15 protein-coding genes are annotated in these 13,846 nt (G+C 39.6%); 12 read left to right on the top strand and 3 right to left on the bottom strand.

The features are described from left to right. Positions 1 to 4: 4 nt before the first annotated feature. Positions 5 to 1,222 (bottom strand): molybdopterin molybdotransferase MoeA, encoded by a 1,218-nt coding sequence (locus tag FM071_RS09175; RefSeq protein WP_193110701.1) that lies wholly within the window; start codon positions 1,220 to 1,222, stop codon positions 5 to 7. Between the two features lie 47 nt (positions 1,223 to 1,269). Here FM071_RS09175 and FM071_RS09170 point away from each other — a divergent pair, with 47 nt between their 5' ends. The 11 genes from FM071_RS09170 (at position 1,270) to FM071_RS09120 (ending at position 11,361) form a co-directional block, all read left to right on the top strand. Beyond that, entirely contained in the window at positions 1,270 to 1,683 is a 414-nt protein-coding gene (locus FM071_RS09170) for a hypothetical protein (RefSeq protein WP_193110700.1), read from the top strand. A 1-nt stretch (position 1,684) separates the two neighbouring features. Next, on the top strand, positions 1,685 to 2,356 hold the full coding sequence (locus tag FM071_RS09165; protein WP_193110699.1) for a 16S rRNA (uracil(1498)-N(3))-methyltransferase: 672 nt from the start codon (positions 1,685 to 1,687) through the stop codon (positions 2,354 to 2,356). A 106-nt stretch (positions 2,357 to 2,462) separates the two neighbouring features. Then, positions 2,463 to 2,663, top strand: a complete 201-nt coding sequence (rpmE, locus tag FM071_RS09160) for a 50S ribosomal protein L31 (protein ID WP_193110698.1) — start codon at positions 2,463 to 2,465, stop codon at positions 2,661 to 2,663. An 11-nt stretch (positions 2,664 to 2,674) separates the two neighbouring features. Continuing rightward, positions 2,675 to 3,490, top strand: a complete 816-nt coding sequence (rsmI, locus tag FM071_RS09155) for a 16S rRNA (cytidine(1402)-2'-O)-methyltransferase (protein WP_193110697.1) — start codon at positions 2,675 to 2,677, stop codon at positions 3,488 to 3,490. Between the two features lie 37 nt (positions 3,491 to 3,527). After that, the gene (rlmB, locus tag FM071_RS09150; protein ID WP_193110696.1) at positions 3,528 to 4,211 is read left to right on the top strand and encodes a 23S rRNA (guanosine(2251)-2'-O)-methyltransferase RlmB; all 684 of its coding nucleotides are present in this window, start codon (positions 3,528 to 3,530) and stop codon (positions 4,209 to 4,211) included. Continuing rightward, positions 4,204 to 5,007, top strand: coding sequence for a hypothetical protein (locus FM071_RS09145; protein WP_193110695.1), 804 nt, complete (start codon positions 4,204 to 4,206; stop codon positions 5,005 to 5,007). The genes rlmB and FM071_RS09145 overlap by 8 nt, the downstream gene beginning before the upstream one ends. Then, entirely contained in the window at positions 5,001 to 5,858 is an 858-nt protein-coding gene (locus FM071_RS09140; protein WP_193110694.1) for a hypothetical protein, read from the top strand. Before FM071_RS09145 ends, FM071_RS09140 begins: the two co-directional genes overlap by 7 nt. Before the next feature lie 71 nt (positions 5,859 to 5,929). Then, positions 5,930 to 7,159 (top strand): LL-diaminopimelate aminotransferase, encoded by a 1,230-nt coding sequence (locus tag FM071_RS09135; RefSeq protein ID WP_193110693.1) that lies wholly within the window; start codon positions 5,930 to 5,932, stop codon positions 7,157 to 7,159. 2 nt (positions 7,160 to 7,161) lie between these two features. Continuing rightward, a complete protein-coding gene (locus FM071_RS09130) occupies positions 7,162 to 8,424 on the top strand; it encodes a homoserine dehydrogenase (protein WP_193110692.1) in 1,263 nt (420 codons plus the stop codon). A gap of 8 nt (positions 8,425 to 8,432) precedes the next feature. Further along, positions 8,433 to 9,167, top strand: a complete 735-nt coding sequence (locus tag FM071_RS09125) for an SDR family NAD(P)-dependent oxidoreductase (protein WP_193110691.1) — start codon at positions 8,433 to 8,435, stop codon at positions 9,165 to 9,167. A gap of 124 nt (positions 9,168 to 9,291) precedes the next feature. After that, a complete protein-coding gene (locus FM071_RS09120; RefSeq protein ID WP_193110690.1) occupies positions 9,292 to 11,361 on the top strand; it encodes a molybdopterin oxidoreductase family protein in 2,070 nt (689 codons plus the stop codon). Here the strand turns inward: FM071_RS09120 and FM071_RS09115 are convergent. After that, complete coding sequence (locus tag FM071_RS09115) at positions 11,358 to 13,028, bottom strand: NAD-binding protein (RefSeq protein ID WP_193110689.1); 1,671 nt, start codon at positions 13,026 to 13,028, stop codon at positions 11,358 to 11,360. The genes FM071_RS09120 and FM071_RS09115 overlap by 4 nt on opposite strands. A 9-nt stretch (positions 13,029 to 13,037) precedes the next feature. Continuing rightward, positions 13,038 to 13,418: a DUF6394 family protein gene (locus FM071_RS09110; protein WP_193110688.1), complete on the bottom strand. Its 381-nt coding sequence runs from the start codon at positions 13,416 to 13,418 to the stop codon at positions 13,038 to 13,040. A gap of 89 nt (positions 13,419 to 13,507) precedes the next feature. Here FM071_RS09110 and FM071_RS09105 point away from each other — a divergent pair, with 89 nt between their 5' ends. Continuing rightward, the gene (locus tag FM071_RS09105) at positions 13,508 to 13,837 is read left to right on the top strand and encodes a YraN family protein (RefSeq protein ID WP_193110687.1); all 330 of its coding nucleotides are present in this window, start codon (positions 13,508 to 13,510) and stop codon (positions 13,835 to 13,837) included. The last annotated feature ends 9 nt before the right edge of the window (positions 13,838 to 13,846 follow it).

The following is a 13,846-nucleotide window of genomic DNA, read 5'->3' as shown; positions in this document are numbered from 1 at the left end:
TCTTTTAAGGAGTGACAAGTTCTTGAAACTCCTTAGCAGTAAAACTGAATTTTGTTGAAATGATTTTCACACTGCTTCCTTCTTTGATAAAATCACATGTCTGGCTTGCGATGATAAAACTGTTTGCCTGAGCAAGAGGTGAGATCATCCCTGGTGCATATTGCTCACAAACAGTGAAAAATTCTCCGTCAAAATATCCCGGAATGACAGATCGTCTGCCGGGACGCAGCTGAAAGTCATTTTTCATTTTTGCTCTTATTGGATTGATGAACTTTGCTTTTGCTCCACTCATAGCATAGATGATACTGCGTCCAAAAAGCTCAAAATTCAGTGCTGCTGCAAGTGGATTTCCAGGAAGATTGAGTATCATTTTATCGCCTATTTTACCAACGGTAGTTGGTTTTCCCGGTTTTATCTCTACTTTGTCAAAGAGTATCTCATAGCCGAAGTTTCCAAAGGCCTCTTTTGTAAAATCGGCATCGCCGACACTCACACCGCCGCTTGTAATGATAATGTCACAATCAAGTGCACTTTTTATGTGGGTATGTATATCATCAAGTGTGTCAACAGCAGTGCCGATGAACTCAACTTCACATCTCAACTCTTTGGCACGTGCGAGCAGTGTCGGCGTGTTAGTGTTGTAGAGTTGATACTCTTCTACCTGCTCAAAGTGCATCTTCAGCTCATTTCCTGATGCAAAGAGTGCTATACGTGGTTTTTTATAGACTTTTATATGGCTGATCCCCTGTGAAGCTAAGAGTGTGATCTGGTGAGCGTCAATTTTATCTCCTCTGCTTAAGAGTTTCTGCCCTTTTTTAATATCTTCACCTGCAAAACGGATATGTTTGCTTATTGTCAGGTTCTCAGGCAGTTTTACGCCGCCATCGCAAATTTGAGTATCTTCTATGGGAACGATGCACTGTGTTCCCAGCGGAATACGCGCTCCTGTCATAATCTTTATTGCTTCACCGCAAGATAGCTCGCCTTTAAAGTCATCGCCTGCAAAAATTGTGCAGTGCACTGTAACACATTTACCGCTGTCTTCTATTTTAACGGCGTAACCGTCCATTGCAGAGTTGTCATAAGGCGGTAGATTGTGTACCGCTGTGATATCCTCGGCAAGAATGTAGCCAAGAGCCTCTTCGATGGGTATGATTTTTAAAGATTTTGGTTTTGTATTTGTATAGATTAATTCAAGTGCTTTTTCAATTGTAACTGCCATTTTGTGCAACCCTTTCTTTCGTTAGCATATTATAATATAATTTCGTTATGAATGAAATGTATAATATGGGTTTAGCCCTACATAGTTGGAGTGCGATTGCGGTTTTGGTAATGATTTTTATCAATTTATTTATTTTGATCTCTTCAGAGGATCTGGCGAAATATAAAAGAGCAAACTCACTTTATTGGGTGCCTTTGGAGATAACAGTGCTTGGTTCACTGCTCTTTACAGGGGTTGTAATGATGGCGGCGAAGCATCTTGAATTCAGTGTAGAAAATATCGCGATGATAATTCTTGGAATTGTTTTGATCGTATTGGAAGCAAAACGTTTGAAAGCTTTAAAGTATCTCAGTACGAAAAAAGAGAATGCTTTTAATGTCTATAAACCTTTTGGACGTACAATTTTACAAGCAGAGTTCATTTTGGTGCTTTTGATGTCACTCTGGATGTGGTTCGTTTAAAATGATCTATCTCTTCAATGAAAAAGCAGGCAGTCAGAGGCTCGTAATAAAGGGAGAAGATTTCAAGTATCTCATTAAAGTTCGCCGTCATACTGTCGGTGATGAACTTGGCTTTCGCAATAAAGAAGATATAAAGACACTGCATCGTTATAGACTGAACAGCATAGAGCCAAGAAGTGTAGATTTTGAGCTGATCAACTCCGAGATAGTTGAGATAAAAGCAAAAAAAGAGCTGCACATCGGCTGGTGTGTCATTGATAACAAATCGGTAGAGAAAGTCCTTGCATCACTAAACGAAGCAGGGGTGAAAAAGATTACTTTTATCTACTGTGAACGTTCACAGAAAAATTTCAAACCTGACTTTAAGCGTTTTGAGCGAATAATCGAAGCTTCCAATCAACAGTGCGGACGCACAGAGCTTATGGAGTTTGATACATGCAAAACCCTTCAGGAATTCGTGTCACAAAATCCCGATATGAAAGTATTTGACTTTACAGAAAAAACACTCGGCTGCGAGAGTGATTTTAAAACAGTGCTCATAGGCTGTGAAGGTGGTTTTTCGAAAAATGAGAAAGAGTTCTTAGAAGATCAGGAAGTCTTTCGACTCGATACCCCGATGATATTGCGTTCAGAATCAGCTGTATTGGCAGTTGCATCAAAAATACTTTTGTAATTTAAGCAAAACTTGGATATAATCCGCCTCATAAAATTCCGCTCCCATACGGAATTAAAAAATATATAGTTATACGTACACAAGACGTGTAGCAAAAGGTAAAAGCATGAAAAAAGGTATTCACCCAGAATTAGTTGATTGTACAGTAACATGTGCATGCGGAAACACTTTTGTAACAAAAAGTCAAAAACCAGAGATGAGAATCGATATCTGTAACGAATGTCACCCATTCTTCACAGGTGAAGAGCGTATGGTTGATACTGCCGGACGTATCGAGAAATTTAAAGCACGTTACGCTAAAAAGTAATTTTTTAACTTGTGCTTAGTCTTGTTCCAACCCCAATTGGAAATATAGGCGACATCTCGCTTAGAGCTATTGAAGCTCTGCGTGAGGCTGACATTTTACTTTGTGAAGATACCCGTGTCACAAAGAAACTCATCAATATCCTCAAAGAACGTTATAACACCTCTTTTAAAGAAAACCAGGAATTTATTTCACTTCACTCTCACAATGAACAAGATTTTGTTGAAAAACTAGAACCATCTTTTTTTGAACAAAATATTGTCTATGCAAGTGATGCCGGTATGCCCGGTGTGAGTGATCCCGGACAGACATTGATACGCTACTGTATAGAAAATGATGTGGAGTATGATGTCCTTCCTGGAGCAAATGCCGTACTTACCGCTTTTGTCGCAAGTGGGTTCATAGAGACAAAGATGCTCTTTTTTGGTTTTTTGGATCATAAAGGCAGCTCACGTGAGCAGCAACTTCAAGAGGCGATGTATAACGGTTATACGACCGTTTTGTATGAATCGCCGCATAGAATAGAAAAACTGCTGCGTGAGATAGACAAGGTTGATGACCAAAGAGAACTTTTTGTCGCTAAAGAGCTTACAAAAAAATACCAAACATATCTGCACGGCGAAGCGGCAGATATCTTAACAAAGCTCAACGGTAACTTTAAAGGTGAATGGGTCGTTGTCATACAGGCAGGAGATACCCATGCAAGTTCTGCTGTGAGTGAAAAAGATATTTTGGCTCTTGATCTTCCGAAAAAAGTACAGGCAAAATTGATATCAAAAATAACAGGAGAAAATACAAAATCCTGCTATCAACGCTTACTTGAAATTTAAATTTTCATTGTAACAGTTTTTTAGATAAAATACTTACATGTTAATTTATGCAAAGCAACCAATTTACTATCTCATCAATCACTACCCGCAGAAAATAAAAACGCTGTATTTGGCGCGTGAACTTGATAAAAAAGAGTATTCAAGACTCATGAAAATGGGCTTTGAAATCAAACGAATACCAAATGAAGCAGCGGTAAAGATGAGCAAAAATGCCAATCATCAAGGCTTTTTGGCTGAGGTGAAAGATTATCTGCCGCAGAACTATAAAGATTTTTTTGATAAAGATTTCGTACTTGTTTTGGCAGGACTTACCGATGTCGGCAATATCGGTGCTATTGTTAGAAGTGCATATGCTTTGGGTGTGGATGCCATTATCGCCTGCGGTATAAAAAAGTTAAATATCGAGCCATTGCTTCGAACGAGTACCGGAGCACTTTTTGATATGCCCTTTGCCGTCGAGCACAATATCCATAATGTTCTCAATGATCTGAAAATGTCAGGTTTCATCAGTTATGGCGCGGATATGGGCGGTGAAGATATACGCAAAGCGGAAATTGTCAAAAAAAGGGTTCTCGTTCTTGGCAACGAGGGAGAAGGTCTGACCTCACGCGTGAGTGCAAAGCTCGACAAGATAGTAAGCATAAAAATGACACATGACTTTGATTCACTCAATGTTAGTGTGGCAGGTGCAATTTTGATGGATAGGATGAGATATGAGTGATGCTTTAGAGAGATTGAAAGATATTGGCGCGCAGAAGATTTATGAAGATACGCATATTCCGGTCGAACATGTACAGGCAATTCTGTATGAAAGTTTTGATGGACTGAGCAAAGTACAGTTTGTTGGTTTCGTATCTATACTTGAGAGAGAATATGACGAAGATTTAAGCAGTACACGCTCACGCGGAATAGGCTATTTTGATGAAAAAAATAATTCAGATGCCTTGATAACTGATGAGACTATTTTCAAGCCCTCATCAAAGAAAAAGAATCTGACCATTATTTATATTGTGATTGCCATTATTCTTTTTATTGTCGCTATTTTTTATACAACCAAATCGGCAGATGAGAGCATGCAAAATGCTCTTAATGAGCATCAAATCATCCAAGATGTCAAGAAAAATATCGTTGTTGAAACAAATAGCAGTGAAGAGAATGCAAGTGATGAAAATACAACTGCAGTAAGTGTTGATGCCAATGTAACAGCTGTAAAAATTCCGGAGCCAAAAGCTGTTGTGCACAGCTTGAAGATCAATGCACGAACGAAAGTATGGATGGGCTATATCGATGTCGCTACCGATAAAAAGTACCAAAAGACTTTTGAAGGTGAATTTGAACTTGATCCTTCAAAAGAGTGGCTGCTCTATTTCGGCCATGGCTACATAGATGTCATTGTTGATGGTAAAAAAGAGGTATTTAGTTCAAAAGACACTTTGAGACTCCATTATCAAGAAGGCAGGATTTCAAAGATATCACTTAACGAGTTTAAAAAATTGAACAGAGGTAGTGCATGGTAAAATTTTTACTTTCACTCCTGCTGCTATGTACATTTGCTTTTGCAGAAGATGAAGTTGTTTTAGAAGAGGTAAGCAGTCAAGATGACAATTTGACAACGAAAATAAAAAGTTTTTTGAATGATAAAACATACGAAGAGAACAAAGGTTTTATCAACGTTATCTTTGATCCAAAATCATCGTTCTATCAAAATGACAGAGTTGATGCCGTTAAAGTTGTACAAACACTCAAAGAGAACGGTCTTTTAAAACTTTTTTTTAAAAAGCCTCAGGAGTTTCGCCTCAATTTCAAGACAAATGGTTCTCCGCTCTTTTTTGTCAAGCTGATGGGTGATACACTGCGAAGTATAGGTTACTATCGTTATGTGACAACTGCTTCAAATTTGGACTCTTCAGAGTTTACCTGGAGTATCAATCTTACATCGGAATATGCAACGGATCCGTTGGTGTTGCAAACGCAACTGCAAAAAAGCTCCTGTAATATTATCGACATAGAGAAAAACGGACCAAAAGAGTGGACCTATGTGATCGATATTACCAAAGCAAAACTAAATGTGCAAATGCTACAAGCCTCACAAGAGGTAAAGCTAAAACGTTCGCTCTATGCGCATTGGCTTGATGTTTCCAAGATCAGAAGCCTCAAGATAAAAAGCTCTAGACGTAATAGTTGGTACCCTTATATCGCTTACTATGACAGCTCTTTGCATCTTGTAAAAATTCTCAAAAGAGATAAGATTTACAAAGAGATTCTGCTAAATATTCCAAAAAATGCAACGTATATCAAAATATCTGATCTTTATACCTTGAAAAATGTTCGTGATGAACTCATTCTTCTGCCAAAAGGAAGACGTTAGTTTACGACTGTGTTATCTTATTCTAAATATTTTTCGCTAAAATAGCATCTATATTTTTACTAGGGTTAATTATGTTTGATGAGTTTAAATTTAACAGAGTTGAGAGACTTCCAAAGTACGTTTTTGCGGAAGTTAATGATATTAAAATGGCTGAACGCCGTGCAGGAAAAGATGTTATAGACTTTTCTATGGGAAATCCTGATGGACCTACTCCTGAACACATAAGAAACAAACTTGTTGAATCTGCCCAGAAAACGAAAACACACGGGTACTCTACATCAAAAGGTATCCCTAAACTCTTAAAAGCAATTGCAGACTGGTATGAGCGTCGTTATGACTGTCATCTTGACCCTGAAACTGAGTGTGTCGCTACAATGGGTTCAAAAGAGGGGTACGCACACCTCACGTATGCTATTACGAACCCTGGAGATGTTGCTGTCGTTCCTGATCCTACATACCCTATTCATGAATACTCTTTCATTTTGGCAGGGGGAAATGTCATTAAATTCGGCATCGAATTCGATGAACACTATAGACTTGATGAAGACAAGTTTTTTGAAAACTTGGAAAAGGTTTTTAAAGAGAGCTCTCCAAAACCAAAGTATGTTCTTGTCAATTTCCCGCATAATCCGACAACGGCTACAGTTACACCGGAGTTCTATGAGCGTCTTGTTGCTATGGCCAAAGAGAAACGTTTTTATATTATCTCTGACATTGCCTATGGAGATATTACCTTTGACGGCTATAAAACACCGTCAATTATGCAGGTAAAGGGTGCAAAAGATGTTGCCGTTGAATCATTTACACTTTCAAAATCATACAATATGGCAGGTTGGCGTGTCGGTTTCTTTGTTGGTAATCCGAAACTTATCGGTGCACTGCAAAAGATAAAGTCGTGGCTAGATTATGGAATGTTCACACCGATTCAGGTGGCAGCTACAGTCGCACTTAATGGAGACCAGCAGTGTGTTTGGGATATTACAGAGAAGTACAACCATCGTCAGGAAGTTCTTATTGAAGCATTTGGGCGTGCGGGATGGCATATTGAAAAAAATGAAGCGACAATGTTCAGCTGGGCGAAGATTCCTGATTGTGTAGCGCATTTAGGTTCGTTGGAGTTTTCAAAACGTCTGCTCACAGAAGCGGGAGTCGCTGTAGCACCTGGAATCGGTTTTGGTGAGTATGGAGAAGGATATGTTCGTATCGCTTTGATTGAAAATGACAATCGCATTCGTCAGGCGGCAAGAAATATCAAAGAATTTTTAAAACAGTTTGACGGCTGTAATCAAGAGAGTAAGTAACTATGATAAAAGTCGGAATTATTGGTGTCGGAACAGTTGGGACAAGTGTCGCAAACATTTTAAAAGAGAATGCAGATGTCATCTCTGCACGTGCGGGACGTGACATTGTTGTTAAAAGCGGTGTTGTTAAAAATCTTGCAAAAGAGAGAGGACTTGACATCACACTCACGGACAATGTCGATGATATTCTAAACGATAATGAGATAGATATCGTTGTAGAACTCATGGGTGGTGTCGATGAAGCGTTTGAAGTTGTCAAGTGCGCTCTTGAAAGCGGTAAAGCAGTTGTCACTGCGAACAAAGCACTTTTGGCATATCACAGATATGAGCTGCAGGACCTCGCAGGAAATATTCCCTTTGAGTTTGAAGCGAGTGTTGCCGGCGGTATTCCTATCATCAATGCTTTGCGTGACGGACTTTCTGCAAACCATATAGAGTCTATTATGGGTATCATGAACGGTACCTGTAATTACATGATGACGAAGATGACCAATGAGGGTGTGGCGTATGACGCTATATTAAAAGAGTCGCAAGAACTAGGCTATGCCGAAGCGGATCCTACCTTTGATGTCGGTGGTTTTGATGCAGCGCATAAACTGCTTATTTTGGCAAGTATTGCATACGGCATTGACGCCAAACCCGAAGATATTCTTATTGAGGGTATTGACAAAGTGACACAGGATGATATCGCCTTTGCAAAAGAGTTTGGTTATGCCGTCAAACTGCTTGGAATCGCCAAAAAAGACGGCAATGAAGTTGAACTGCGTGTGCATGCCTGTCTGATAAAGCAAGAAGAGATGATCGCAAAAATAGATGGTGTGATGAACGGTATATCTGTTGTGGGTGACAAAGTGGGTGAAACACTCTACTATGGTCCTGGAGCGGGCGGTGATGCAACGGCTTCGGCTGTAGTTGCCAATATCATTGACATTGCAAGAAGTGGAAAATCAACGCCTATGTTGGGATTTAACCGTCCAATGGAAGGCAATACACTCACACTCAAATCTGCAGATATGATAGAGTCAAAATACTACCTGCGTATCAATGTTTCAGATAGAGCGGGCGTACTTGCAAAATTGACAAAAATCTTTGAAACACACAGTATCTCTATAGAAACAATGCTGCAGCGTCCAAGTGAAGATGCGAGAGCCAATCTTCTTATCTCTACACATCTGGCTGTTGAAAAAGATATTCAGGCGATGATGAAAGAACTTGAAGCTCTTGATTTCGTTCATGCAAAACCTGTGATGATCAGGATAGTGTAACTTCTGAAATGAAAATCCTCATTACCGGTGCAAGTAGTGGCCTTGGTGCCGAGTTTGCCCGTCAGTATGCTTCAAAAGATAATGAGCTTATTTTACTGGCTCGTCGTGAGGCAAAACTGCAACAACTTCAAAAAGAAATCTCTCCACACTGTAAATCTGTTAAAATTATTGTTGTTGATGTGACAGACTTTGCTCTACTGCAAGAGAAGATAGAGAGTATCGGTAGTGTTGATATGCTCATTCTCAATGCAGGTGTTTCTTTGGGTCACAGTGAGGATATACCGACGATAGCAGCATTTAAAAATCTCTATGATGTCAACGTGCTTTCAAATCATGCTATTTTGGAAGTTTTGATGCCAAAGCTGCGTGAGCATGGAAGCGGCAAAGTTGTTTTTATCTCCTCTTTGGCATCCCTTTTTTCAATGCCATCTTCAAAGGTATACTCTTCTTCCAAACGTGCACTTAATGCCTATGCAGAAGGCCTTCGTTATAAATATTCTTCGTATGGGATAAAGATCATTACCCTTTTACCCGGATTTATTAAGAGTGAGTTGACTGATAAGAATGATTTTTCAATGCCTTTTTTACTTGAAACAAGTGAGGGAGTTTTAAGAATGAAAAATGCTATTGACAAAGGAAAAGAGTTCTATGCTTTTCCGCTTAGATTTTATTTAATCATCAGGTTCATGAACTTACTTCCGTCAGCTTTAAGTCAAAGGATTGTAAACTATCTTTCAAACTAATATTGCATAAAGCCGATTTTTAAACAATATTTTTTAAGGACAAATCCTCCCTTTGGTCTGAGCCTCAAAAAACATTGTTTAAAAATCTTGCAAAATAGCCTCAAGAGTAGAGAAGGGTGGAAAAATGGAAAATATAGAAACGATAGACAGCGTATGTACCTACTGTGGAGTGGGATGTGATATAGCGGCACATATCGATACAAAAGAGAATAAGATAAAAAAAGTATTTGCGCATCCTGACGGTGTGGTAAGTCAGGGAAAACTTTGTATAAAAGGGAAATACGGCTATGATTTCGTTGATGCTGAGGATAGACTTCGAGTGCCTCGTATTCGTAAAAGTTTCTTAGAAAAAAATCCTGATATAAAAGAAGCGGTCGCTTCGGCTCTTGTTGATTTTGATGATACCTGGTACGAGTGTGATCTCGATGCGGCTACGACTGCATGTGCGATGAAACTGGGAGAGATTCAAAAAGAGTATGGTCGTAAATCTGTCGCTTCCATCGGAGGTGCGCGTACCTCTTGTGAGTCTTCTTATTTGTTTCAAAAATTTACCCGTCATACTCTTAACTCTCCTCACGTAGATAACTGTGCGCGTGTTTGCCACTCACCTTCACTCAAAGGGATGCGCGCAACTATTGGTGAAGGGGCGGCAACGAATCCGTACAATGATATCTATAATGTTGATTTTATGATCGTTATCGGTTCAAATACTACCGAAGCGCACCCTATCATCGCAAACCGTATCTTGGATGTTGCTCGGGAAAAAGACAACCTGGCTGTTTTTGATGTGCGTGAGATAAAACTGCATCGTTTTGCAAAATACAAAGCGATCATGCCGCATGAGGCAAATCTTCTTATCTTGAATATGCTCGCTTACGTTATTATTGACGAAGAGTTATATGATGAGAGTTTTATCGAAGACAGAACAAAAGGTTTTGCTGAATTTAAAGAGAAGATACTGAACGACCCGTATGCAAATCCTGACTATTTTAACGAAATAGAGGGGTATGAATATCTTTCAAAAATGGTGCGCAAGGTTGCACGTGAGTATGCACTTAAAAAATCGATGATCTTTTGGGGACTTGGCATTACGGAACATCTTGACGGCTCATATGCCGTTATGGCCATTACACACTTGGCACTGATGACTGGAAATATTGGAAAAGAGGGTGCTGGACTGATGCCGCTTCGTGGACAGAACAATGTTCAGGGAACTTGTGACATGGGAATGCTTCCGTATTACGATCCTGATTATCAAGAGCCAAAAGAGGTGGGACTTATGACTCCTGAACTTGTCGATGAAATGCTTGAAGGACGCCTTAAAGCAGTACTTAATATTGGTGAGGACCTCACGCATATTCATCCGAATCTCAATAAAATAGACCGTGCTTTTGAGGAGTTGGAGCTGCTGTTTGTACAGGAGCTGTTTATGACCGATGTAGCGAGCCGTGCGGATATTGTTGTGGGCGTTAAGTCCGCTTATGAAAAGACGGGTGTCTATGTCAATGCAATGCGTCGTCTGCACCTTTCTCAACCGCTTGTCAAATCAGACCTGCCGGATGACTGGGAAGTGCTGCAGATACTAGATAATAAAATGGGCGGGAGTGCTGATTATAAATCGAGCAAAGATGTCTGGAGTGAAGTGCAGCGCGTCGCATACAGACGTTTCAGCGGTGCAGATTATCATCGGCTTGAAAAACATAGAAAACGTGGACTGCAGTGGCCTGTTCATACCGAAGATACACCGATTTTACATCAGTTGGATTTTAGAACGGAAGATGGTTACGGGTACTTTAAATACAAACAGTATGAACTGCGCGGTATGATAAAAGAGATTATAGAGAAAAATCTCAAAGGTTATCACTTGACAACGGGACGCACACTTGCACATTATAATAATGCTGCACAAACAAAACGCTCCCAAAAGCTCAATGACAGATATGATGAAGATATTTTACTTGTATGTGAAGATGATGCAGCTGATTTTACGAGTGAAAAAGTCATACTCAAATCAGCCTACGGAGAGACAAATCCCCTTACAGTAAAAATCACTGATAAGGTGCAGCCAAAGACGCTCTTTGCAACTTTCCATCATGCAAAAAGTAGAATTAATGCTCTCTTTGGGGATGCTAGAGATGAGCTTATTTTAACGGCTGCGTTTAAAACGATAAAAGTAGAAGTTATAAACTGCTAAAAGAGCCCAAAAAGTTTGGGCCTTTCAATCTCTAAAATATAGTCAAGTTCATAAATGTTGTTGATGATGTACTCAAAGTCTTCTCTGTTTTCATTATCGGCAACGATGAGTAGCTGATCGTCAAGTTCTATGTTCATTTGTGAATCGGGAATTAAAAAGATTTCACCTTTTCGTTTTAAAAGTAAAAAGACAATAGGCAGCAGCTCTTCTCTATTCTCACGTGAACGTCGAAGATTTGCCAGTGTTATTTTTTTTCCTTTTTCCAGTTCGAGTGCGAGCGCATACGTTTCTTCTTTATTTACTGCAATCTCAAAATAGTCCGGAGTACCGCCTATGATATTGTTGAGCATATTTACGATGATCTCGCCCCATGCTTCATCCCTCTTACGAACTTCATGTACAAAGGCATCAAGAAGCGGCTTTGAAAGCAGAGTATAGGTTGTATCGGCCAAAATCTTCTCAAGAACATAGATCTTATTTATCTTAGCTGCCTGGAACATTGTAAGCTCTTCAATGGCATTTTCACGTGCTACGGTGAAGATCTCAGGATTGAGTTTTTTCGCTTTGTTCAAGATGGTGAGATTGAGCAGGTCATCTTTTGTTGCAGCGATGATGCAGGCCGCATCGCTGATGCCAAGGTCGAGAAGTTTTTGTGTATCTTCTTCATCACCAAAGAGTGTCGTTCCTTTTTCTTTTTGGTATGTTTTTGAATCTATTTTATAGGTGACATATTCTATATTTGCTTTTTTCAGACCGATCTCAAGTGCCTGTCCCATTCGTCCGTAACCGCAAATGATATATTTTCCTTTTGGAAAGAGGTCGCGTTTTCGAAGATTGAGACTGTGCCCGTATGCCCACATCTCCAAAAGCCAGATATGCGGGGCGGTAATACTGTAGTAAATTCTCTTTGAGATAGTATTGAAGGGGTCTTGAATATGTTTGAGATTCATCGATTTGAAGTGTTCAAGGTGCTGTGGTGAACTCCCTTTTACAATGATGTCAATCTTTTTGTTGAGCAGTTTACAGACCGTTGCTATCTGTGTGTTCTTTGTATCATCTCGAAAGAGAGAGATAATGCCGACACAGTTTTTTCTATGGATTCCGGCAAGTTTGAGCATTTGCTGATTTGTTACATCGCCGTCTATCGCCGGCACATGAGGGTAGAAATTCTCTAACATTAGTGCATCGATCTTTGCTTTGTCTTTGTCTAAAACGACAAAACGGTAATCGTTGGCATGGATTCGGTTGATGATGTTTTTGATGACACTGTTGTAACCGAGCATGATGTAAAAAGGTTCGGTCAGACTGCGAACCTGTTTGTTGAAACGATTTCTTTGCACCGCTTTTCTGAGTGCTTCATCCTGAATAAGTGCAACAATAGAACCGATGGCATAGAACCAGCCGATAACCGTAAGGTAAATGATGCCGCTGACCCAGATACGTTGAGAGTAGGTGAAGGTGTAGGGTGCTTCACCGAAACCGATGGTACTGGCCATATAGCTGACAAAATAAAAAGCATCGAAAAAGGTCATGTGGTAAACATGTCCCTGGTCATCAACGCCGTCTATAAGCGTGAGTCCCAAGATAGATATGGCAAAGGTGACAATGATGACAAGAAAAGGTATTCTTAATCGTTTAAGAACAATCCAGAAAATTTGATCATTCATATCGCTGTATTATCTTTTAGATTTTACTGTATCGCTGATAAAGAGAATAACCGAGACAATGTTTGCTAAAAGGGCACCACCTGAGAGTGAGACAATGGCCGTTGTTGCTTCGGGACCCATGTCGTGATAAACATAGTAGGCAATCGTCCAAACCGTTGCAGAAGCGATAAGCTGGATATCTGCCACAAGACTCGTTGCAAGCAGTACAGCACCGAGCTGTGTCTTGTCGCCGAGTTTTAAAACGGTTGCAATCAGGTTGACGACGATCGCTGCAAAAAGCTCATAGGCACTGTGGTCAATCAATACTTCCGGATTTCCATAAAAAAAGCCGAAGTTTATGGTCATGGCAAGGATAAAGAAAAATCCGGAAACTATTTTGTGCATATTCATAGATGAGATCCTTTTGTAAAAAGTCTGATTTGTTATAAGTATACTACTTTTTATTGTATGATACAGTTAAAAAAAATAAAGTACATAGAATGAGCAGAGCAAAAGGTAACAAAGCAGAAGATACGGCGGTACAATATCTGTTAGAACATGGCTACAGCATCATAGAGAGAAATTTTTATTCCCACTTTGGTGAGGTGGATATCATTGCAAAAAAAGATGCAGTTGTTCATTTCATCGAGGTAAAAAGCGGTGAAGATTATGAGCTCGCTATTCAAAACATTACACCCACAAAACTTGCACGCATTATTAAAACAGCGCATGTATATATGAAAAAAAATGCTTTAGATATTGATTTCATGCTTGATGGACTTATTGTTACACCGAATAATATCGAAATAGTAGAGAATATTACATTTTAGTATATCGTT

It is taken from the genome of Sulfurimonas paralvinellae (assembly GCF_014905135.1).
Classification (GTDB): Bacteria; Campylobacterota; Campylobacteria; order Campylobacterales; family Sulfurimonadaceae; genus Sulfurimonas; species Sulfurimonas paralvinellae.
Note: the sequence above shows the minus strand (reverse complement) of the source record. Positions and strands in the feature narration are given on the sequence as shown.